Source organism: Aquirufa sp. (genome assembly GCF_044377215.1).
Lineage (GTDB): Bacteria > Bacteroidota > Bacteroidia > Cytophagales > Spirosomataceae > Aquirufa.
In genome coordinates this window covers 1-20,510 of the sequence record NZ_JBILJM010000038.1, presented here as the reverse complement: position 1 = coordinate 20,510, position 20,510 = coordinate 1, and the positions used below count along the sequence as shown (strand labels likewise).

The 20,510-nt window shown below is 42.0% G+C and carries 20 protein-coding genes; 12 read left to right on the top strand and 8 right to left on the bottom strand.

The features are described from left to right. The 3 genes from ACIQ6T_RS10075 to ACIQ6T_RS10065 form a co-directional block, all read right to left on the bottom strand. Nucleotides 1–415, bottom strand: a 415-nt coding sequence (locus tag ACIQ6T_RS10075) for an ExbD/TolR family protein (RefSeq protein WP_395785995.1), incomplete at its 3' end; no start/stop codon positions are given. 26 nt (nucleotides 416–441) lie between these two features. Beyond that, on the bottom strand, nucleotides 442–1,041 hold the full coding sequence (locus ACIQ6T_RS10070; protein ID WP_395785993.1) for an ExbD/TolR family protein: 600 nt from the start codon (nucleotides 1,039–1,041) through the stop codon (nucleotides 442–444). Between the two features lie 68 nt (nucleotides 1,042–1,109). After that, nucleotides 1,110–1,946, bottom strand: a complete 837-nt coding sequence (locus ACIQ6T_RS10065; RefSeq protein ID WP_395785991.1) for a MotA/TolQ/ExbB proton channel family protein — start codon at nucleotides 1,944–1,946, stop codon at nucleotides 1,110–1,112. 326 nt (nucleotides 1,947–2,272) lie between these two features. On the opposite strand from ACIQ6T_RS10065, the gene ACIQ6T_RS10060 reads away from it, so the two are divergent. The 6 genes from ACIQ6T_RS10060 (at nucleotide 2,273) to ftsZ (ending at nucleotide 9,010) form a co-directional block, all read left to right on the top strand. Continuing rightward, nucleotides 2,273–2,623 (top strand): DUF721 domain-containing protein, encoded by a 351-nt coding sequence (locus ACIQ6T_RS10060; RefSeq protein WP_395785989.1) that lies wholly within the window; start codon nucleotides 2,273–2,275, stop codon nucleotides 2,621–2,623. A gap of 7 nt (nucleotides 2,624–2,630) precedes the next feature. After that, nucleotides 2,631–3,530, top strand: coding sequence for an LD-carboxypeptidase (locus tag ACIQ6T_RS10055; RefSeq protein WP_395785987.1), 900 nt, complete (start codon nucleotides 2,631–2,633; stop codon nucleotides 3,528–3,530). 48 nt (nucleotides 3,531–3,578) lie between these two features. Continuing rightward, nucleotides 3,579–5,108: a YifB family Mg chelatase-like AAA ATPase gene (locus ACIQ6T_RS10050; protein ID WP_395785985.1), complete on the top strand. Its 1,530-nt coding sequence runs from the start codon at nucleotides 3,579–3,581 to the stop codon at nucleotides 5,106–5,108. Nucleotides 5,109–5,133: 25 nt separating this feature from the next. Then, nucleotides 5,134–6,141: a hypothetical protein gene (locus ACIQ6T_RS10045; protein ID WP_395785983.1), complete on the top strand. Its 1,008-nt coding sequence runs from the start codon at nucleotides 5,134–5,136 to the stop codon at nucleotides 6,139–6,141. Between the two features lie 68 nt (nucleotides 6,142–6,209). After that, the gene (locus ACIQ6T_RS10040) at nucleotides 6,210–7,697 is read left to right on the top strand and encodes a M20/M25/M40 family metallo-hydrolase (protein WP_395785981.1); all 1,488 of its coding nucleotides are present in this window, start codon (nucleotides 6,210–6,212) and stop codon (nucleotides 7,695–7,697) included. A gap of 41 nt (nucleotides 7,698–7,738) precedes the next feature. Further along, a complete protein-coding gene (gene ftsZ, locus ACIQ6T_RS10035) occupies nucleotides 7,739–9,010 on the top strand; it encodes a cell division protein FtsZ (RefSeq protein WP_395785979.1) in 1,272 nt (423 codons plus the stop codon). On the opposite strand, the gene ACIQ6T_RS10030 is transcribed toward ftsZ, so the two are convergent. After that, on the bottom strand, nucleotides 9,007–9,762 hold the full coding sequence (locus ACIQ6T_RS10030; protein ID WP_395785977.1) for a copper homeostasis protein CutC: 756 nt from the start codon (nucleotides 9,760–9,762) through the stop codon (nucleotides 9,007–9,009). The genes ftsZ and ACIQ6T_RS10030 overlap by 4 nt on opposite strands. Before the next feature lie 135 nt (nucleotides 9,763–9,897). Here ACIQ6T_RS10030 and ACIQ6T_RS10025 point away from each other — a divergent pair, with 135 nt between their 5' ends. Next, on the top strand, nucleotides 9,898–10,119 hold the full coding sequence (locus ACIQ6T_RS10025; RefSeq protein WP_130895915.1) for a DUF2795 domain-containing protein: 222 nt from the start codon (nucleotides 9,898–9,900) through the stop codon (nucleotides 10,117–10,119). Here ACIQ6T_RS10025 and ACIQ6T_RS10020 read toward each other — a convergent pair whose 3' ends face one another. Then, entirely contained in the window at nucleotides 10,120–11,664 is a 1,545-nt protein-coding gene (locus ACIQ6T_RS10020) for a glycerol-3-phosphate dehydrogenase/oxidase (RefSeq protein ID WP_395785975.1), read from the bottom strand. It abuts the gene before it with no gap. A 145-nt stretch (nucleotides 11,665–11,809) separates the two neighbouring features. On the opposite strand from ACIQ6T_RS10020, the gene ACIQ6T_RS10015 reads away from it, so the two are divergent. The 4 genes from ACIQ6T_RS10015 (at nucleotide 11,810) to serS (ending at nucleotide 15,651) form a co-directional block, all read left to right on the top strand. Then, on the top strand, nucleotides 11,810–12,487 hold the full coding sequence (locus ACIQ6T_RS10015) for a tol-pal system YbgF family protein (protein ID WP_395785973.1): 678 nt from the start codon (nucleotides 11,810–11,812) through the stop codon (nucleotides 12,485–12,487). Between the two features lie 71 nt (nucleotides 12,488–12,558). Further along, nucleotides 12,559–13,038 (top strand): 6,7-dimethyl-8-ribityllumazine synthase, encoded by a 480-nt coding sequence (gene ribH, locus ACIQ6T_RS10010; protein WP_395785971.1) that lies wholly within the window; start codon nucleotides 12,559–12,561, stop codon nucleotides 13,036–13,038. 12 nt (nucleotides 13,039–13,050) lie between these two features. Then, nucleotides 13,051–14,370 (top strand): aspartate kinase, encoded by a 1,320-nt coding sequence (locus ACIQ6T_RS10005; protein WP_395785969.1) that lies wholly within the window; start codon nucleotides 13,051–13,053, stop codon nucleotides 14,368–14,370. Nucleotides 14,371–14,379: 9 nt separating this feature from the next. Further along, nucleotides 14,380–15,651, top strand: a complete 1,272-nt coding sequence (gene serS / locus ACIQ6T_RS10000; protein ID WP_395785967.1) for a serine--tRNA ligase — start codon at nucleotides 14,380–14,382, stop codon at nucleotides 15,649–15,651. Here serS and ACIQ6T_RS09995 read toward each other — a convergent pair. Together ACIQ6T_RS09995 and ACIQ6T_RS09990 are read right to left on the bottom strand one after the other, a co-directional pair. Continuing rightward, complete coding sequence (locus ACIQ6T_RS09995) at nucleotides 15,644–16,348, bottom strand: response regulator transcription factor (protein WP_395785965.1); 705 nt, start codon at nucleotides 16,346–16,348, stop codon at nucleotides 15,644–15,646. The two genes, serS and ACIQ6T_RS09995, sit on opposite strands and share 8 nt — an antisense overlap. Continuing rightward, entirely contained in the window at nucleotides 16,332–18,110 is a 1,779-nt protein-coding gene (locus ACIQ6T_RS09990) for a sensor histidine kinase (RefSeq protein ID WP_395785963.1), read from the bottom strand. The genes ACIQ6T_RS09995 and ACIQ6T_RS09990 overlap by 17 nt, the downstream gene beginning before the upstream one ends. Nucleotides 18,111–18,236: 126 nt before the next feature. Here ACIQ6T_RS09990 and ACIQ6T_RS09985 point away from each other — a divergent pair, with 126 nt between their 5' ends. Further along, nucleotides 18,237–19,016: a T9SS type A sorting domain-containing protein gene (locus ACIQ6T_RS09985; RefSeq protein WP_395785961.1), complete on the top strand. Its 780-nt coding sequence runs from the start codon at nucleotides 18,237–18,239 to the stop codon at nucleotides 19,014–19,016. Between the two features lie 81 nt (nucleotides 19,017–19,097). Here the strand turns inward: ACIQ6T_RS09985 and ACIQ6T_RS09980 are convergent. Further along, a partial coding sequence (locus ACIQ6T_RS09980) for a prolyl oligopeptidase family protein (protein ID WP_395785959.1) occupies nucleotides 19,098–20,510 on the bottom strand: 1,413 nt, incomplete at its 5' end.

Below are 20,510 nucleotides of genomic sequence, written 5' to 3'. Positions count from 1 at the left end.
TCATATTCCGATATTTTGCTTTTTTAGTGAGCTTGATAACGATGGTAAAATTATTACCAACCTTCGCCTTAAGATCCGCAATTACTTTGCGAATGCCTGTCTCAGAATAGTTGGTCACCTGCATTACTGTACCTGCTTCCGTAGGAATACCTTGGTAATAATACACCTTGTCAACATCCGGACACACGGTTAGTGTTTCCGATAATTTAACTGGTGATGTTTCCTTTGTATCCGTTTTATCAGGCATATTTAATTGCATGGTTACGGGTTTTGCCAACGTAGTCGTTAACATAAAGAAAGTGATCAATAAGAAGCCTAAGTCCACCATAGGTGTCATGTCGATTTTGGTCGACATTTTCTTACTCCGCTTTTTCCCGCCTTTCTTCCCGCCACCGGAACTATCTATTTCTGCCATTTCTGTTTGTAATTAAAAATGAAAACTTATTTCGGTTTATTTTCCGGACCAGTTACCAGTTGGAAGATATTGATATTCTGAGCCTGTAAAGTGCCGATAATATCAGCAAATACTTTATAATTAGACTCCTTATCTCCTTTAATAGCAACTTTCATCTCCGGATTAGACAATTTCGCGTAACCCACCCAATACGAAAGTTCGTTATTGGTTGAATCAATTGGAATTCCCTTACTTAACTTCTTAGCATCTGCAGGTTTCATATTTAACACCTGACGCATAGCTCCAAGAGGATAGCCTACAATTTCCGAAGACATAAAATTCTTCTTCATTTCAGCCGTTACAGCGATTCCATAGCGATTAGCCATGCGCTCTAACATAAATTCTCTTGCCTGCTGATCATCAGTTGCCAAATAAACGCCTCCTTCTGGTGAAACACTAACCATTAGCATCCCATCTTTCATACTCAAAGGTTTCTCTGAGATAGATGATGGTGGTGTAATCGTAACTGCCTCTTCAGGACGAAACTTCGCGGTTAACATGAAGAACGTCAAAAGAAGGAAAGCCACATCACACATCGCCGTCATGTCGAGTGAAACACTTTGTCGTTTAGCTTTAACTTTTGGCATAACAATTATTTTTTTGAACAGTGAATAAAATTGAATGAAAGGGCAAAGCCCCTAAATCAGTTCAAATATTAATTGTGATGCGTAGCGTAATTTTGATTAACACTTAAGCCGATTTCATCAATGCTATAAGTTAACTCATCAATTTTCGCTGTAAATACATTGTATGCAATGATACAGATCGCTGAAGTACCGATACCTAATGCCGTATTAATTAGGGCCTCAGAGATACCATTCGCTAACGCTGATGAATCAGTTGATCCACCTGAGTTACCCAATGAAGCAAAGGCCTTGATCATACCAATTACCGTTCCTAATAGACCGATCAAAGTTGATACCGATGCTAAAGTTGCGATGATAGTCAAGTTTTTCTCTAACATTGGCAATTCCAATGAAGTAGCTTCTTCAACTTCTTTGCTCAATGCAGCTAATTTTTGCTCTTTATCCAAAGCTGAATCAGAAATTAACGCTTTGTATTTTTTGATTGCAGCTAAAGTAACATTACCTACTGAACCTTTTTGCTTGTCGCAAGCTTTTAAAGCTCCTTCAACATCATCTTTGTCTAAAGCAGCTTGTACTGAACGAACGAATGCATTTACATCACCAGTTCCTTTGGCTTTACCGATTGTAAACATACGCTCAATTGAAAATGTTAATGCAGTTAAGAAACAAGTCATCAAAACTGGCACAATAACTCCACCCTTATAAACTACACCAAAGTAGTCACCTGGAAGTGGGTGTCCTTCATTCGTTCCACCTTCAAAGTGAGAACCGTCTCCCATTACAAGACTGTAGATTGCAATCGCAATAGCAAATAGGACAATTAGAATTAAACCTGCAGAAATACCGCCAGATTTTTTTTCGGTTGCAGCTGGCTTAGCAGCTGGCTTTGGTTGTTGTGTACTCATTAGTTTGGTAATTTGGGGTTAAAGAATTATTTTTTTGCTACTAAAACTTGTTGAAAAAAGGCGGAGTAGTTTTCATAGTTTTTACTGCCGTTGTATTTTTCAGTACAAGCAAAAGTAATGCAATTCTAATTTATTTTTTACATGCCCCAAACCACCCAACACCTAAAATATTTTACCCAAACAAATGGCTATTGTATTATCTTAATATTTTCATCAAAAATAGGCCCTTTATAGGGTACTTTTTTGAGAATTAAATTTTGAAAAAAAAATTAAAAAAAATTAAAATCGACCTATATTGACCTCAAATAGTACCAAAAAACATACCTTTGCCGGGTAACCTTGAAAAAATGGACTCCCCTTTTAGCCCCAAAAGCCCGCGTGCCGCTCACCGCAAAAGTGAAAGTCAACCTCTAAAAGAGGCCATCGAATCGCTATTACGTGTCTATAAATTGCAAGGTCAATACGACGAAACTTATATTGTCGCCCATTGGGAAGAAATCATGGGCAAACCAATTGCCGCTCGAACACAAAAAATGTACATCAAAAACGGCAAACTGTTTCTCACACTAGACAGTGCTCCACTCAAAAAAGAACTCATGATGGCCAAAGCCAAAATGATCGAATTGATAAATAAATACGCCCATTCCGATCTTATTCAAGAAGTCGTATTCCTATAATAACAGCATGTCTCAAATACCCCAACTATTAAAACCTGGAAATCGTGTAGGCATTATATCACCTGCCTCACATCCCACATCCGATCAATGGAAAGCAGGACTCCTAGTTTTATCCGATTGGGGACTTGATATTGTATTGGGTGATCACTATTTGGCCGAGCACTTTGGTCTGGGCGGAACAGATGAGCAACGCCGCTCGGACCTGCAACAAATGCTCGACGACCCGAGCATCGCAGCGATTTTTCCACTGCGCGGGGGATATGGGGTAAGCCGACTCCTCGACGGGTTGGATTTTACGAAATTTCGCGCACACCCCAAATGGATCGTTGGCTTCTCAGACATCACCGCACTACTTTGCCATATTGATACCTTTTCGATTGCAAGCATTCATGGACCCATGCCCAATAATTTCTGCCAAAAAGGTGGAGAAGGGGCATTGGCCAACCTACGTACCTTACTTTTCGAAGGTCGTACACATAGTAGTACCACAAGTCATCCATTAAATAGACACGGAAAAGCAGAGGCAAGTATCATTGGGGGAAACCTCTCATTGCTCACCCACTTGATTGGGAGTGAAAGCTTTCCCAATCCAAAAGGCAAAATTCTATTCATTGAAGAAGTGGGCGAACGCCTCTACCATGTAGACCGTTTATTACTTCAATTAAAGCGAGCAGGGTATTTAGCCGACTTGGCCGGACTAATTATTGGTGGATTTACAGATTGCAAGGAAGCTAGTTTAACTATAGGCTTACGCGTCGAAGAGATGATTCTCGAACATACCGCTGCCTACAATTACCCCATTGCATTTAATTTCCCTGCTGGACATATCCCAAATAATCTAGCCCTACCCATGGGTAAGAAAATCAAGTTCTTGGTAAACGCAGAAATTGTCCAAGTAACTGATTAAAAAACAACGTTTTTCCGCGAACAGCCATGTAGTTTTGGTAAAAAAAAGATGCTCGCAAAAACGTATGGCATGTCCGTTATTGGTATTTCTGCCGCCCTAATTACCATCGAAACGAACGTTGGCCAAGGTAGTAAATGCTTTTTAGTAGGCCTCCCCGATTCCACAATTAAAGAATCCATTCTCCGAGTCGAATCTGCCATTAAACACATGGGGTGCTTCTTTCCACGCAGAAAAGTAATTATCAATTTGGCCCCAGCCAATATCCGAAAGGAGGGCTCCGCGTATGACCTTCCCATCGCGCTTTCCATCATGCATGCCTCTGAACAAGTGGATATGCAGGTATTAGTTAATTTTGTTATCATGGGCGAGCTGGCCTTAGATGGAGTGCTTCGACCAATCAAAGGGGCATTAGCGATGGTGATGGAAGCCAAAAAACAAGGATTCACCAAAATTATCTTGCCCCGAGCTAATGCCATGGAGGCGGCCATGATTAAAGGAATGGACGTTTTCGGGATGGAAACTCTGCAAGAAACCGTCTTGTTTCTACGCGGGAAAACAGTACACAAGCCCTTTCCCACAACACAAACAAACATTCATGCGTATGATGACGAGCTCGACTTTGCCCATGTTCACGGCCAAAAAGTCGCGAAACGCGCATTTGAAATAGCTGCTGCCGGTGGACACAACCTGATTCTCATCGGCCCGCCAGGTGCCGGGAAAACCATGCTTGCTAAACGTATACCAAGCATCCTGCCTCCACTTAGCCTAGATGAAGCCATGGAAACGACCATTATCCATTCCGTTGCCGGAAAAATCGTCCAAAATTCACACCTAATTTCCAAACGCCCATTCCGCGCTCCTCATCATAGTATTTCAGCTACGGCATTAATCGGTGGTGGTTCCAATCCACAACCTGGCGAAATATCCTTAGCTCATAACGGCGTTTTATTTCTCGATGAAATGCCTGAATTTTCAAGGCATGCCTTGGAAGTCATGCGCCAGCCACTCGAAGACCACCACGTTCTGATTTCTAGGACTAAATGGTCCATTGCATTCCCCGCTAATTTTATGTTGATCGCCAGCATGAACCCCTGCCCCTGTGGCTATTTTAACCATCCCAGCAAAGATTGTACCTGCGGAGAGGAAGTAGTTAAACGCTATCTGAATAAAATCTCGGGGCCACTCCTCGACCGAATTGATCTTCACATCGAAGTTAGTCCAGTTTCGTTTGATGAAATCCGCTCCGCCGAAATAGCCGAATCCAGCGAGAAAATTCGAGCGCGGGTTATCCTTGCGCGAAAAATACAACATAATCGCTTTTTAGATTTTGCGGATGTGCATGCGAATGCAGGGATGACGGGCCAACAAACATATCAATTCTGCCCATTGAATCCTGAGGTAGAACAACTCTTGCAGCAAGCGATGAATCGATTGAAACTTTCGGCGCGCGCGTTCGAACGAATCCTAAAAGTAGCCCGAACCATCGCGGATTTGGCAGGCCAATTAGATATAAACCAACGACACATGGCCGAGGCCATCACGTATCGAAATTTAGATAGAGAAAATTGGGCAGGATAATGTATTTTTGAAAAAAAATTTAAAGATGACTCGTACGCTTTCAATCATTGGTTTTTTAGTTACTATTTCACTCGCAAGCTTTGGCCAAAATCCATCCTTCAAAAAATGGGAAACCCCTGAAGCAATTTTTCAGCGCGCAATCAAAGAAAAAAAGCCGATTTTATTAGAAGCATTTCTACCCACATGTTCGCATTGTTTGGCCTACGACAAAACGTTACGTAGCCCAATCATCAAAAATTATTTAGACAAAAACTTTCTTGCCTATCAATTAGATCTTTCCAAACGCGAAAATGGCCTATTCTTGCGGAAGCAAAAAATCTATATCCCCTCAACTCCATCATTTATCATCCTCTCACCCGAAGGTAAAACGTGGCATGTAGAAATTATGGGCGAAGAATTGAATTCCGTGCCAGGAATTCTGAAGACATTACAGCTAGCCACAGATCCCAAACAGCGCGATGCAGCGAAGTTGGCGCGCTACCAAGCGGGCGATCGCCAACCAGACCTATTACTCTCCACCGCTTTTTACACCCGTGTGACGATGGATACGATACAAAATATGGCTATTGTCAACGACTATGCAAAATCAGAAGCGGTGGAAAATTACGGATCCGAACTTAATTTTTTGTTGATTCAAAAAGCCATGCTAGATTCTGATAATCCAATCTTTAGTTATTTCATTAATCATCTGCTTACATATTATGCCAAATATGACACAGCTATGGTGAAGCAAATGGCTGAAAACACATTAATGTCGAGCATTTTTGCTAGTCGGGCACGCAAATACAGCCCTGAACGCATCGAATCCATCAAAAAAGATTTAGGGACATTAGGTATTCCTGTCAAACAAATTGCCATGCGTTTCATCGTATTAGAAGTGTTAATCGACCTCGATCAAGCAGATTCCGCGAAAGCCATCGCCCGCATTAATGCGTTTTATGAAGGAAAACCCATACCGGAGAAAGAGAAGGCATTTTGGTGTAAACAGCTAACCCGAAAAGGGGATACGACAAGCCCTTGTCCCTTACCTTAATTCCTTTTGCAATTTCCCAGTAAATGCATTAATTTCATTGACAAATTGGTAACCTCTGTACTCCTTGTATGAAAAAAATTATACTCCTACTAGTATTTAGTTCCATTGGAATATTGGCCACAAGTTCCGTTCCCTTAGGTGGAGAAGAATCATTGGAATCTGTTTTCAAGCGTATCAAAGAAGAGGTCGATCAAAATTCAAAAGCCTATGTCACCTTGGGTGATGCCTGTAAAAAAATTGGCCATCGCTTAACAGGAAGTGCAAATGGCAAAAAAGCCGAGGAATTCGCCTATCAATTATTTAAAAGTTACGGATTTCGAGACACAAAATATGAAGGCTTTCAAGTAGAGGCCTGGGCGCGCGATACCGTTACCCTATCTGTAGCCCCTCCCAAATCAGATGACTTTAGAGATATTAAAGTTGTTGCCTTAGCCCTAACCCCAGTAGAAGCAAACGTAACAGGAACAATCATAGACTGTGGCAATGGGTTAGATACAGATTTTGCTGCTAAAAAAGACCTCGTAAAGGGAAAAGTTGTGCTGGCAAATATCGGCTTGTTGGACGCCCCTGCCGGCACAAGAAATCTACATCGTTCTGAGAAAACAGCCTTAGCAATCCAATATGGCGCCACAGGTGTCATCTTTGTCAATACGGTCAAAGGAGAAGTTTTACTAACGGGAACGGCATCCGTAACGGGTAATTTGATTTCAATTCCAGCGGTTTGTATTTCACTTGAAAGCGGCACTGAATTGCGCAAATGGCTCGTGGAGCAGCCGGGCTTATTGAGTATGATCGAAATGCATAACGTAAGCCAACCGATAAAAGCACGAAATGTAGTGGCAACCTTAAAGGGTGAAAGTCGGAAATTACGCCACGAAAAAATCATTATCGGCGGCCATTTAGACTCGTGGGATCTTGCCACTGGAGCCATTGACAATGGAATAGGTTCATTTTCAGTCATAGATATCGCCCGTACATTCAAAGCCTTGGGTTTGACCAGCAAGCGCACCATTGAATTTGTTGCATTTATGGGCGAAGAAGAGGGTTTGTTAGGCTCCAAAGCTTACATTGAACGCGCAAAACGCACAGGGGGAATTGACAACATTGTCTACATGATTAATTTAGACATGGTCAATAATGTCTACGGATTTAATGCTGGCGGACGCGATGAGATGCTCCCAATCCTGAAGGAAATTGGCGATAAAATCAAATCCATCGATGCGAAATTCGGGAATGAAATTCACAATTCAGCAGGACTACATTCCGACCACCAAGCATTTTTAATGGAAGGAATTCCTGCCGCAGATCCACTTGGAAAATTAACACGATCAGTACTAGATTGTTACCATGCGAATTGCGACACATTTGATTTAGTTAATAAATCAGAAATGGAAACCAATGTTAAGTATACGGCCATGTTGTTGTATGCATTAGGTAATGTCCCAACTTTCCCTGCCAAAAAGTTAGACTTCTATTCAACACGTGACTTTTTCATCAAACAAAACTTACGACGCGAATTAGAATTAGGAAATGAATGGCGTTGGGGGGATAATTAAAAAATGTATTTTTGCACTTATTGACCTTTTTGTTCACACAAATGAATACTACAAATCCTTCTTTTTTTGATCACGATATGGAAATGATTCCTGAAAACTCGTTTAAATCTATCATCAAAGTCATCGGTATCGGTGGTGGCGGCTCCAATGCTGTCAAGCACATGAAAGAGATGGATATTAAAGGTGCCGACCTTATTATTTGCAATACAGACTCGCAAGCCTTGGCTTCTAATCCGGTGCAGACAAAAATAAAGTTGGGCCAACAAGGCTTAGGTGCGGGAACGGATCCGGAAGTAGGCCGACAAGCCGCCTTGGAATCCCGCGAAAAGATTCAGCATGTATTATCAAATGATACCCAAATGGTATTTATCACGGCGGGTATGGGTGGCGGAACGGGAACAGGTGCCGCTCCTGTAATTGCCGAAATCGCCAGAGAACGAAATTTATTGACCGTAGCCGTAGTTACAGCCCCTTACAAATGGGAAGGACGTGATAAAATCCACTTCGCAATGGCCGGAGTCGACAAACTGAAAAGTTTCTGTGACACGGTCATCGTGGTCATGAACGATAAATTAGCCGAGCATTACGAAAATTTACCCATGTCCGATGCCTTCTCGAAAGCAGATGATGTCTTGGCAAAAGCCGTTAAATCGGTCGTTGACGTAATTTCAAAACCAGGCGATATCAACACCGACTTCATGGATGTGAAGAAAGTATTGACCAACGCTGGAAAGGCGATGATGAGTTCCTCTTATGGCGAAGGTGAGAATCGGGCAGGAGACGCGATTGAGGAGGCTCTAAAATCTCCCTTATTGAATTCGCAGGAAATTAAAGGTGCGAAGCGTATCTTGGTCACTGTTTCAACCTGCAGCAAACGTCCTTTGTTAATGAAGGAACAAAATACGATCATTAACTACCTAAATGAGCGCATCTATGCGCAAGCTGATATGGTTAAATTTGGCTATTCAACAGACAATGACTTAAATGAAAGTTTGTATCTGACTGTAATTGCCGCTGGATTTGAGCACGAGGAAGATGGGTTCAATGATTATTTCAAGGGAAATAAATCCAAGCCGTATTCACAAGGAGAATTTGAAACGCAAGAATTAATCCCAGGCAATCCCATCACGTTAGAAGCAGAAAATTTATCTGAAGATGAGCGATTTAATCAAATGGTCATGCAATATGCCAATGGAGGAGTATCTGAAGTTGAGTTTAACATACCGACCTTCAAACGTAATCATGCTGAATTGATCTCACTTGAAACTATTCGCCAAGAGGATTGGGTCGTAACAGATCTCTTCGAAAACTAATTTGAACGAATTTGCTGAATAGCCTGGCGGATGATTTCTTCACTCGCAAAGGCTACTTCAAATTCTGAAATTTCAGAAACACCGCCCATCGAAATCCCTGGCCTGCGGTATTCCATCATTGAATTACGAACCGTTCGCGCACTCAAGTGAATCGCATTGACCCCTATTTGCTTAAAAAAGGCACAGTTTTGAGGGTTGACCCCACTGCCTGCCATAATCTGAATCCGGCCATCCGCACGTTCGACCATCTCGGCTAATGCCTCTATCCCCTCCATCGCCTTATCTTTTTGACCAGAACTTAGAATGCGCACAAATCCCAATTGGATTAATCCTTCCATGACTTCAAAAGGATCACGTGACACATCAATCGCCCGATGACATGTGAGCGCAACACCGCCCACAATGCGTTTTATTTCCGCTAAAAATGCGACATCAAGATCACCATTTGGCAATAAAGCACCTACAACTAAACCATGTACACCCGCAGCTACTAAATCTGAAGCTTCAGCAAGCATCGTTTGTTTCTCCGACGCATCATAACAAAAATCCCCGCCCCTTGGTCGGAGCATGGCATGTACCTCAATCGACGTATGCGCTAATACCTGTTTGACCAAACCTGTGGACGGTGTCGTCCCTCCTTCGTATGGCGAAGCACAAAGTTCAACCCGATTCGCACCCGCCCGATCAGCTGCCAAACAAGAGAAAAGAGAATAGGCACAAACTTCGACAGCAATTTCTTGATTATTTTTCATAAAAAGAGGCGAATAAACGCATTAAATAAGGCTTTTAGATATTTATTCAAAATTTAAAAAATAAATCTTTTATAAATATATTTTTATTTTACTTTTGCACACAGATCAATTTGAAATACTAAAATTACAAATCATATGTATTGGACACTAGAACTTGCCTCCTATTTAGAAGATGCGCCTTGGCCAGCCTCTAAAGATGAATTAATTGACTTCGCAATCCGCACAGGGTCACCTTTGGAAGTAGTTGAAAATTTACAAGAATTAGAAGATGACGGACAACCCTTCGAAAGCATCGAAGAAATTTGGCCAGATTATCCAACGAAAGATGACTTCTTTTTCAACGAAGACGAATATTAATTAAGAGGCGAAAGCCTCTTTTTTATTGGCCCTAATCTCCTCCGCCAAACGTTCGTTCCGTAAACCAATCCCCCAGCGACGGATTAAGACATCGTCCCAACAAGTCGCCATCTCATTTTTCTGTACGTATTCAAGCTCCCCAACTACATAAGGTAATTCCGGATGTAAACGGGTTAGGTCACCGGCCAACAACTCAAACGCTTGTGAACCATACGTTGACCACAAATGCGACTGAATATCCGCAGGCAAACTGCCCGTCTCGGTAATAAAGCGTGGTTTTTCACGTTCGAGCCCCCCCATAAGCACATGATCCTGCGTTTGACAAGAACTCGCCGACTGGTGTAAAACTTCACGCTCCAACTCATCCAACGTGTCAGCTGCCATCACCCGATATGTTGTCCATTTTCCACCCATAATACTCACTAGTTTACTGCGACCGTCCACTTCAACTTCGTGATCGCGCACTAGCGACTTCGTTTCGGTTGCTAAATTACTAGCTAATGTAGCTTGAAGCAATGGTCTTTGGCCCACAAACGTAGCACTCACATCAGATTTTAGCGCTTTTTTCTTTGAATATCGATTAAAATAATCCAACAAATAATCTGTTTCTTCGGGCGAAATTTCAGGTGATTCAGATAAATCATCCGGGTCGTCGGTGGTCCCCACTAACACATATTCGCGCCATGGTATAACAAAGATTACCCGACCATCATCCGTTTTAGGAATTAACAAGGCCGTCGCTCCTGGCCAGAAATCTGCCGACAAAACGATATGAGCCCCGCGACTCACTTTCATCCGTGGCATTAAAGTTGGATTAGCTAAAGCACGCACATAATCTGTAAATGGCCCTGTCGCATTAATAACCGCTTTAATTGGGATTTGATATGTTTGACCTGATTTTACGTCTGTCCAACAAACTTCTTCAATTTGCAGCGTGCTAGGTGATTGCACAAAGGAGGTAAGTTCCGCATAATTTAACACACAAGCCCCCGCAACCTCTGCTGCTTGTAAAATTGCCAACGCATAGCGAGCGTCGTCAAATTGCCCGTCAAAATACATAACACCACCACGGACATGATGCATTTCCAAATTAGGACATAAGGACCGCATTCGCGATGGACTTAACCCGCTACTTGGCTCTAAATTCGTTTTTCCTGCAATTTGATCATATACCCACATGCCAATGCGGTAATAAATACGATCAAACCAAGTATAACATGGAGTTAATAAAGCCAAAGGATGCGCCAAAAAAGGAGCGTTTTGCAATAATACTTTGCGCTCATGCAACGCTTTATACACCATTTTAAACTGCTGCCAATCTAGTTTCTTTACTGCATGTTCTAAGTACCGCACACCTCCGTGCACAAGTTTTGTTGACTTAGACGAAGTTTGTGCAGCAAAATCCCCCTTTTCGAGTAATAAAACGCGGTATCCACGTAGTGTTGCATCCAATGCAACCCCTGCTCCAGTTGCGCCTCCTCCGATGACACACAAGTCAAACGGTGCTTCTAGTTTCTTGAATTGATCTGGGCGGTTGAATGCCATAGGATATATTTTAACTTCTAAACAAATGATTTACCCACATTTACTCACAATTTGGAAAATAAAAAGCAAAAGATTCCGCTAATATTGATATTAATGGCAGAGATTTTATAATTTTGCAGTCCTTTAAAAAGAATTTATTAGTCGTATGGCAAAGAAAGAAACAAAAGAATCGATTGAAATTATTGAAAGCCCAGAAGCACTTCAGCAAGAATTAACGAAGGTGACTGGATTTTTTGAAAATAATAAATCCTCAGCAATCCTAGCTATTATCGTAGTTATCGCTGCAATTGTAGGCTATTTCGGATTTAGCTGGTACCAGAACAACCAATCAGCCGAAGGAGAGAAAAAATTATACAAAGCGGTTTACGCATTTGAGGCTGATTCATTAGCTACAGCAGCAAAAGACTTGGCTAAAGTTTCAGATGAATTTGGTGGAAGCGCGCAAAATTTGGCAGATTTATACTTAGGTATTACCTTGATTAAGCAAGGAAAATACGATCAAGCCATTGAGAAATTAAAGAATTTTAAAAGTAGCGATTTGTTAGTTCAAGCACGCGCTCTATCGCTTGTTGGCGATGCCTACTCAGAGAAAAAATCTTATACTGATGCCATTGAGTTTTATCAGAAAGCAGCAGAATATAAGCCAAATAAATTTTTCTCCCCTGGTTATTTATTAAAATTAGCCAATGCACAAGAGGCTAATAAACAACCTAAAGAGGCATTAGCGACCTATACAGAAATTACGGAAAAATATCCGCAGTCAGCTGAATCGGTTCCTGCAAAGAAATACAAAGCGCTCCTAGAAAGCTCTATCTCCGAATAAAAACATATTAAATAATGAAATGAAGGGATAAGAGCAAACGCTTTTATCCTTTATTTTTTTAAGCCCAACCCATGTCTTCAGCGCTAAAAAACTTGAGCGATTTTTCAACTGCCAATCTTCCGGATGTCAGCCAAAAACGATTCGCTATAATTGTTTCCGAATGGAACACCGAGGTCACAGGCGCGCTATACACGGGAGCCTTTGATACATTGCTTAAACATGGTGTTCAAGAAAATCACATCGTTAGCGCGCAAGTACCAGGCAGTTTTGAACTTAGCCTAGGTGCACAGAAATTCGCACAACGCGAAGATATTGACGCGGTGATCTGTTTAGGCTGTGTAATTCAAGGGGAGACGCGCCATTTTGATTTTATTTGCCAAGCAGTAGCAGATGGCGTGACCAATGTTAGCTTGAAATACAATAAACCCGTTATTTTTGGCGTTTTAACGCCCAATACCCAGGAGCAAGCCATGGATCGTGCAGGTGGAAAACATGGGAATAAAGGAGATGAGGCGGCCATTACCGCCATTAAAATGTTAGCCCTAAACTAAAAATATACGATAATGCAAGTTTGGAAATTTGGAGGTACATCCGTAGGGAAACCAGAAAGAATGCAATCAATTCGTCAATTGATCACAGCGGACGGGAAGCCGAAAATCGTGGTTTTATCTGCTCTATCGGGATCTACGAATGCATTACTATCCATTTCAGAATCTTTAATCGCTCAAAATCAAGCGGAGGCAAAGGCTAAAGCAAGTGAATTGCGCGCCCACTATGATGCGTTTATACACCAACTTTACCAAAGCCCAGCAGGCTTAGGCAAAGCTCAAGCCATCATTGAAAAAGAATTTTCATTCATTGATAGTCTGATCGCAACGGTTCCGTATACGGTTAAACAAGAGAAAGAGATGGTGGCATTGGGTGAATTGTTGTCCACCCAAATTTTCGAAGCTTATTTACAAGAAGAGGGTGTCAATTCAACCTTATTGCCCGCGTTAGATTTCATGGTGATCGACGAAGATAATGAACCGATCATGGCTGACATCGAACGTAAATTAGCCGCAACCATTGCCCCCGTAAAAGACAAGCAAATCTTCATTACGCAAGGATTTATTTGCCGCAACCCAGCTGGAGAGGTAGACAACCTAAAGCGTGGAGGGTCAGATTATACCGCATCATTAATCGGTGGAGCCATACAAGCAGAAGAAATTCAAATCTGGACGGATATCGATGGCATGCACAACAACGATCCACGCATCGTGAAAAACACATTCCCGATTCGGGAATTATCGTTCGCTGAAGCGGCTGAACTTGCGTACTTCGGTGCGAAAATTTTACACCCAAGCACCATCACACCGGCGAAACTTAAAGGGGTTCCGGTTCGATTGAAAAATACGATGGAGCCAAGTGCTTTTGGTACATTAATTTCAGAAAAGTCGACAGACATTGAAATAAAAGCCATCGCCGCCAAAGATAACATTACCGCTATCTACATTCACTCAACACGGATGTTGAATGCCTACGGATTTCTAAAACGTGTTTTTGAGATTTTTGAAAAATACAAGACGCCAGTTGACATGATCACCACGTCTGAAGTTTCCGTATCTGTCACCATCGACCAGACCGCTAACTTAGATGCCATTATGCGCGAATTACGCGAATTTGCTGAGTTAGAGGATCCCGATAGAGATCAAGTGATAATTTGTATTGTGGGTAATTTCTGGGCCGACAAAGAAGGTATCGCCATCAAGGTGTTGGATGCGATAAAAAATATCCCGATTCGCATGATTTCATATGGGGCATCTGAGCATAACATCTCACTTCTTGTAGATGCCAAACATAAAAATGATGCCTTAAACGCATTAAACGAAGGACTTTTCTAAACGAACACCATGCTAACGATTCCATTTATCCGGACAAACACGGACCTTACGATTGCTGGTTTAACGAAAAAGCATGTAAAAGATGCTGGAGAAATCGTGGCTCAGCTTATGGCAATGGATGATAAGCGGAAAGCTTTGCTCCAACAAGCCGAACAAGCGCTTGAAAAATCCAATGCAGCTGCCAAAGAAATTGGTGCGCTTATGCAATCTGGTCAAAAAGAATTAGCTGAAGGAAAACGCGCTGAAACAGCTGCGCTGAAAAGTGAAATCAAAGCTATGGAGGAGGCCGCGCGAATAGCGGAAAAGGAATTAACCGACTTATTAGTTACCCTTCCAAACCTTCCACATAGTTCAGTACCAGAAGGAAAAGTTGCCGAAGACAATGAAGTCGTATTAAACTGGGGCAACATCCCGACACTGCATGCAGCCGCCAAGCCGCATTGGGACCTAATTAAAGACTATGACATCATCGACTTTGACTTAGGAAATAAAATTACGGGTGCCGGTTTTCCTGTTTACAAAGGAAAAGGAGCCCGTTTACAGCGTGCACTAATTAATTTCTTTTTAGACGAAGCCATTAGAGTAGGCTATTACGAAATCCAACCGCCCCTCTTGATTAATGAAGATTCGGGTTTTGGCACGGGGCAATTGCCCGACAAAGAAGGCCAAATGTATGTGACCCAAGCAGAAGGTTTGTATTTAATCCCAACAGCCGAAGTTCCCATTACAAATCTATATCGGGATGTAATCGTTAATGAAAAAGAATTACCAATTAAAAACGTAGGCCATACACCTTGTTTCCGCCGCGAGGCAGGATCTTGGGGAGCACACGTACGAGGCTTAAACCGTTTACACCAATTTGACAAAATCGAAATTGTACAGATTCAAAAGCCAGAAAATTCGTACGCCGCATTGGAGGAAATGTCCTTGCACGTACAAAGTATCTTACAGAAATTAGAATTACCGTACCGCGTATTACGCCTTTGTGGTGGCGATATGGGCTTCACGTCTGCCCTTACCTATGACATGGAAGTTTGGTCAGCCGCACAAGGTCGCTGGTTAGAAGTAAGCTCGGTTTCAAACTTTGAAACATACCAAGCAAACCGCTTGAAACTACGGACTAAAATAGACGGAAAATCAATCTTATGCCATACACTAAATGGCTCTGCATTGGCATTGCCACGTATCGTAGCTGCAATTTTAGAAAATAATCAGACACCAGAGGGAATCAAAATACCAGCGGTTTTAGTTCCATATACAGGCTACACCCACATTAACTAATTCCTTCAATACTCAATCGAAAACCCTCGCCGTGCAAATTCACTAATTGTACACGAGGGTCTTCTTTTAGCATTTTGCGCAATTTGGTCATGTAAACATCCATGCTCCGCGCATTAAAATACGTATCATCTCCCCAAATCAATTTCAATGCATACGACCTACTGACCGGTCGGCCTAAATTTTCACACAACAATTTCATCAAATCATTTTCCTTAGGGGTAAACTTTTGCTCAATTCCAGCACGAATCAATTTCATTTTTAGCGGCCAATACACAAATTCACCTAAGCTAATCTCCTCCGCCAAACTTGGAATTACCTTATCTGTTTTCGTTCTCCTCAGCACCGCCTCCATCCGAGCCACCAGAACATCCATGGAAAATGGTTTGGTTAAATAGTCATCCGCTCCCACTTTAAAGCCTTGAAGCGTATCTTCCTCCATCGCTTTAGCAGTCAAAAAAATAATCGGAACTTCGAGGTGTGTAGCGCGAATGTCTTTGGCTAATGAAAAACCATCTTTTTTAGGCATCATCACATCCAAAACACACAAATCGAATGAGCCTTTGACAAAATAATCCAAAGCTTCGTCTCCGTTTTGAGCCCAGGTTACCCCGTAACCTTTCTTTTTCAAGAATTCGGCCAACAATAATCCCAGGTTGGGATCATCTTCTGCTAATAAAATTTCAGTTGTTTGTGCCATTTGGTATAGTTATTTCAAACGTACTACCTACGCCTAATTTGCTGCTCACTTGCACGCTACCTCCATGCGCCTCCACAATTTTCTTCACATAACTCAAGCCCAAACCGAAACCCTTCACATTGTGCACATTACCGGTAGGCACCCGATAAAAAGGCTCAAAAACAGCCGAAAGTGCCTCTTTTTGGATGCCCATCCCTTGATCGCGAACCTGAATATACAAACCTTGACTATTAGATCGGGTTTGAATGTCAACCAGTGGCGCTTCGGGACTGTATTTAATGGCATTGTCCAATAAGTTATTTAGCACGTTGCTCAGGTGTACCTCATCTACCATCACCTGGCTTTGCTCCGCATCTAGATGCAAAATCAACGATCCTTGATGTGTCTGAAGCAGCGGTGCATTCATGTCGGACACTTGCTGAATTAACGCATGCACATCTACTAACTTTTTCTTTAGAACGATTTCCTCGCGTTCCATTTGAGCCGTTTGCAATACGCGTTCGACTTGTTGGCCCAAGCGAATATTCTCATCCTTTATAATCCCTAAATACCTTAAAATTGATTCACTTTTCGCGGCTTGCGGTTCCTCTTGAATCAATTGTGTTGCCAATGAAATCGTTGAAATAGGTGTCTTGAATTCATGCGTCATGTTGTTGATGAAATCATTTTTGATTTCAGCCAATTTCTTTTGCTTGATAATGGTCATCATCGCCATGTAAAAACAGCCAATCATGATGAGAAGCAAGACACCAGAACCCATTAGATTCAAGCCCATTGTCTGCCAAATAAATCCATTGGTATCCGCAAAATTGATATGTAAAAATTGGCCTGAGGCATGTAAATCATTCGGAAATAACGCGGCGGCAAATTGTGTCTTTTGCTTTTTTATACTTGCATTGGAGGCATAAATCCAGTCGGTGGACTTTTTAGGAGTAGCTGGCCCAATGCCAAAATCATAATTTAATTGAATGTTCTTAGTTGCCAGTTCTTTGCGTACAAGGCTATCGATAAACCGCGGCTCAAAGCGCTCGGTTATTGGTCGTTCTTTAAATAGATAATCCGCGAAAACTTCTTTGGCTAGAGCAGTTTTTTGAATCACCTTGTCGACATCTTTTTTGGCGAATGAATCAACTGGAGTTTTAGGCTTTTTCGGAGATCGAGTATCCACTGAAACAACCATTTTTCTGTTTTTAAACCTCCTTTTTATGTTATTCAACCGCTTCTGAAGTCTGGGTGCAAATAGTTCGGAAAGTTGTTGATCCTCCTGTAATCGCCTTTGAATTTCCATTTCGGGGTCAACGTCGACACGATATTCCTCTGTTATCTCCGCAATTTGGCCGTTGGGTAATAAAAATGACTTTCGAACATACATGATATCGGAACGAACCTCATTATGAATCGAGCCTCTTAGGCTGCGCGCGATTCCTTCGGGGCCAACAAACGCTACTTCGGGATGTATATCTTCAGTTAAAGCTTCCTGCTTAGGCTTGATGACGGGTTTAGGTTTGGCGGCTAATTTGGCAGAAAGTTCTTTCAATTTCTGCTGCTGGCTTTCAAACGTTTTATGCCGCTGGGCGAGCATGACTAATTCTTGTTTTTCCAACTTCCGTACGACTTGTGCCAAACCGTCTTGCACATCGGATGCAAATTGTTCTTTTTTTGTTTCAACCATAAACCCAAGCCAATAGGCCTGAAAAGCTATCAAGCCCACTAAAGCGAGGGTCATGAAGCCGATAATCCACCTGATTTTTGATTGGGTCATGGGTAATAAAAATTACAAAGCACAAATTTATCAAAATGCACCGAGCAAAAAAGTGGCCTTAACATATCTTAACAATCAACATTGCCCGGCATTTTGTAAGTTTGCTCCGCATTAAAAAACAAACACATGAAATACCTATTCATCACAGCGTTAGCCGCATGTATTTCCACTGCCGCTTTTGCACAAGAAAAAAAAGAAGCCACGGTTAAAATCATTATCAACGAAAATGGCAAAGAACGTGTCATTGAGAAAAAATTTAGCGACTTAGATCAAGCTGATGCCGAAATCAAAAAGTTAAGTGATTCATTAGACATCAATATTTCTACCTCAGGTGGAAAGAAAAAAATTGTTCGTGTAGATGTAAATAAAAGTCACTCGCGGATGGCTGATCAACCAGGCCAAATCATCATTGGAAAAATGGAAGAAGAATCAGAAGGCGGGCCAGATAAGCGTGTGATTATTCGCCGCGTAGGGCCAGGAATGGCCACACATGCAGCAGGCGCTTCACGTTTTCATGGAAAAGAGCCGAAGGTGATGATCTTCCGAGGAGAAGGAGGTCCAGAAGAAATGAGAAAAGATGGTCCAGGCATTGAAAGACGTGAATTCAAACGCATTCATAAGGGCATCTTGGCAGATCAAGCCTCAAAAACGATTCACGGATTAAAAGCAACACCAAACAAACCATTTAATGGTAAAATCAGCGTTAAATTCAATGCCCCTGAAAAAGGAAATGTGAACATTTCAATTTTAGATGTGAATGGCAAGGAATTAGCTAATGAGCAAATCAAAGATTTTCAAGGCGACTATTTGGGTCAAGTAGACATCAAGAAAGCAGGAGCTGGTGTCTATTTCATTCGGGTAAGCCAAGGTGCAGATGGAGCTGTACGTAGAATTAAGGTTGATTAGTTTATTTCCCCAGGCCTTGGGGTCTGGGGAACATGTTAAATCCGTCTAAGAAACAAACCCTGAGCTAACGCTCGGGGTTTATTATTTACCCATATTTGCCCAAGCAAACGCATACATATCAGCGGTCAATTCGATCAACTTCGCGGTATTGCTGGAACCATGACCACTGTTTGTATCAATCCGAATAATGGCAGGTTTTTTCCCTTTGTTTTTCTCTTGCAAGGTCGCTGCATATTTAAATGAGTGCGCAGGCACCACGCGATCATCGTGATCTGCTGTGGTAATCAGAGTTGCAGGATAAGCCTTCGCCTCAATATTGTGCAAAGGTGAATAACTACGTAATACCTTAAATTCTTCGGCATTATCGCTAGAACCATAATCAGCTATCCAGTTCCAACCAATCGTGAATTTCTGAAAACGCAACATGTCCATAACACCTACGCCGGGTAAAGCCACCCCGAATAATTCAGGATGCTGATTAATAGCTGCACCCACCAATAATCCACCGTTTGACCGGCCAGAAGCGGCTAAATATGATGCGGAAGTATATTTCTGACGTATTAAATACTTGGCTGCATAAATGAAATCATCAAATACATTTTGCTTGTTAAGCTTCATGCCCGCCTCATGCCATTTTTCTCCATATTCGCTGCCGCCACGTAAATTGGCCAACACGTATACGCCGCCTTTTTCCAACCAAGCCATTAGGCTAGCCGTAAAACTAGGTGTAGAGCTGATGTTAAACCCACCATATCCGTGTAGGATCGTTGGGTTTTTGCCGTTGAGCGCCATCCCTTTTTTACTTACAATAAACATCGGAATACGCGTACCGTCTTTACTTGTATAGAACTTCTGAAGGACTTGAAAGTCCTCAGGCTTAAAAGCCAATTTTGGCTTTTGGAATACCTTACTGGTATTTTGAGCGATCTCGTATTTATAAACTGTGGGCGGAAAGTTAAAGGATGAATAGGTAAAGAAAGCAAACGTATCTTCCTTCTCTCCTTGAAAACCACTTACATTTCCAAGTCCAGGCAAACGAACGGATCCCAAGGCAACACCATTATAGTTGTAAATTAATGTACGCGAGGTTACGTCTTTGGAATAGGTCAAATACAAACGATTCCCAACCGTAGATGCAAATTGCAAGGGTTCTGGTCGCTCTGGAATGAGTGGTTTCCAATTCGACTTTTCAGGCTTAGCTACATTTACTTCGACCAATTTTTGATTGGGCGCACCGTCATTTGTTTGCAAAATCAATCGATCGCCTTCATTGTCTACCACCGAATAATGAAATTGGGATGGTTCCGCAACAATCGGACGAAATACATCACCCACCACATCTGTTCGAATAAACCAAAGCGCATTTCCATCTAAACCCTTGCCGCGGTCACTAATCGTTAGGTAAGCGAATTTCTCATCATCCGATGTACTTACCGTATGGAATCGCTGACCATTGCGCTTATCTTCATACACTAATCGGTCCTGTGCTTGCGA

Coding starts and splice junctions, on each gene's coding strand:
- ACIQ6T_RS10070 (WP_395785993.1), bottom strand. CDS start 1,041: ATGCCAAAAGTTAAAGCTAAACGACAAAGTGTTTCACTCGACATGACG.
- ACIQ6T_RS10065 (WP_395785991.1), bottom strand. CDS start 1,946: ATGAGTACACAACAACCAAAGCCAGCTGCTAAGCCAGCTGCAACCGAA.
- ACIQ6T_RS10055 (WP_395785987.1), top strand. CDS start 2,631: ATGTCTCAAATACCCCAACTATTAAAACCTGGAAATCGTGTAGGCATT.
- ACIQ6T_RS10050 (WP_395785985.1), top strand. CDS start 3,579: ATGCTCGCAAAAACGTATGGCATGTCCGTTATTGGTATTTCTGCCGCC.
- ACIQ6T_RS10045 (WP_395785983.1), top strand. CDS start 5,134: ATGACTCGTACGCTTTCAATCATTGGTTTTTTAGTTACTATTTCACTC.
- ACIQ6T_RS10040 (WP_395785981.1), top strand. CDS start 6,210: ATGAAAAAAATTATACTCCTACTAGTATTTAGTTCCATTGGAATATTG.
- ftsZ (WP_395785979.1), top strand. CDS start 7,739: ATGAATACTACAAATCCTTCTTTTTTTGATCACGATATGGAAATGATT.
- ACIQ6T_RS10030 (WP_395785977.1), bottom strand. CDS start 9,762: ATGAAAAATAATCAAGAAATTGCTGTCGAAGTTTGTGCCTATTCTCTT.
- ACIQ6T_RS10025 (WP_130895915.1), top strand. CDS start 9,898: ATGTATTGGACACTAGAACTTGCCTCCTATTTAGAAGATGCGCCTTGG.
- ACIQ6T_RS10020 (WP_395785975.1), bottom strand. CDS start 11,664: ATGGCATTCAACCGCCCAGATCAATTCAAGAAACTAGAAGCACCGTTT.
- ACIQ6T_RS10015 (WP_395785973.1), top strand. CDS start 11,810: ATGGCAAAGAAAGAAACAAAAGAATCGATTGAAATTATTGAAAGCCCA.
- ribH (WP_395785971.1), top strand. CDS start 12,559: ATGTCTTCAGCGCTAAAAAACTTGAGCGATTTTTCAACTGCCAATCTT.
- ACIQ6T_RS10005 (WP_395785969.1), top strand. CDS start 13,051: ATGCAAGTTTGGAAATTTGGAGGTACATCCGTAGGGAAACCAGAAAGA.
- serS (WP_395785967.1), top strand. CDS start 14,380: ATGCTAACGATTCCATTTATCCGGACAAACACGGACCTTACGATTGCT.
- ACIQ6T_RS09995 (WP_395785965.1), bottom strand. CDS start 16,348: ATGGCACAAACAACTGAAATTTTATTAGCAGAAGATGATCCCAACCTG.
- ACIQ6T_RS09990 (WP_395785963.1), bottom strand. CDS start 18,110: ATGACCCAATCAAAAATCAGGTGGATTATCGGCTTCATGACCCTCGCT.
- ACIQ6T_RS09985 (WP_395785961.1), top strand. CDS start 18,237: ATGAAATACCTATTCATCACAGCGTTAGCCGCATGTATTTCCACTGCC.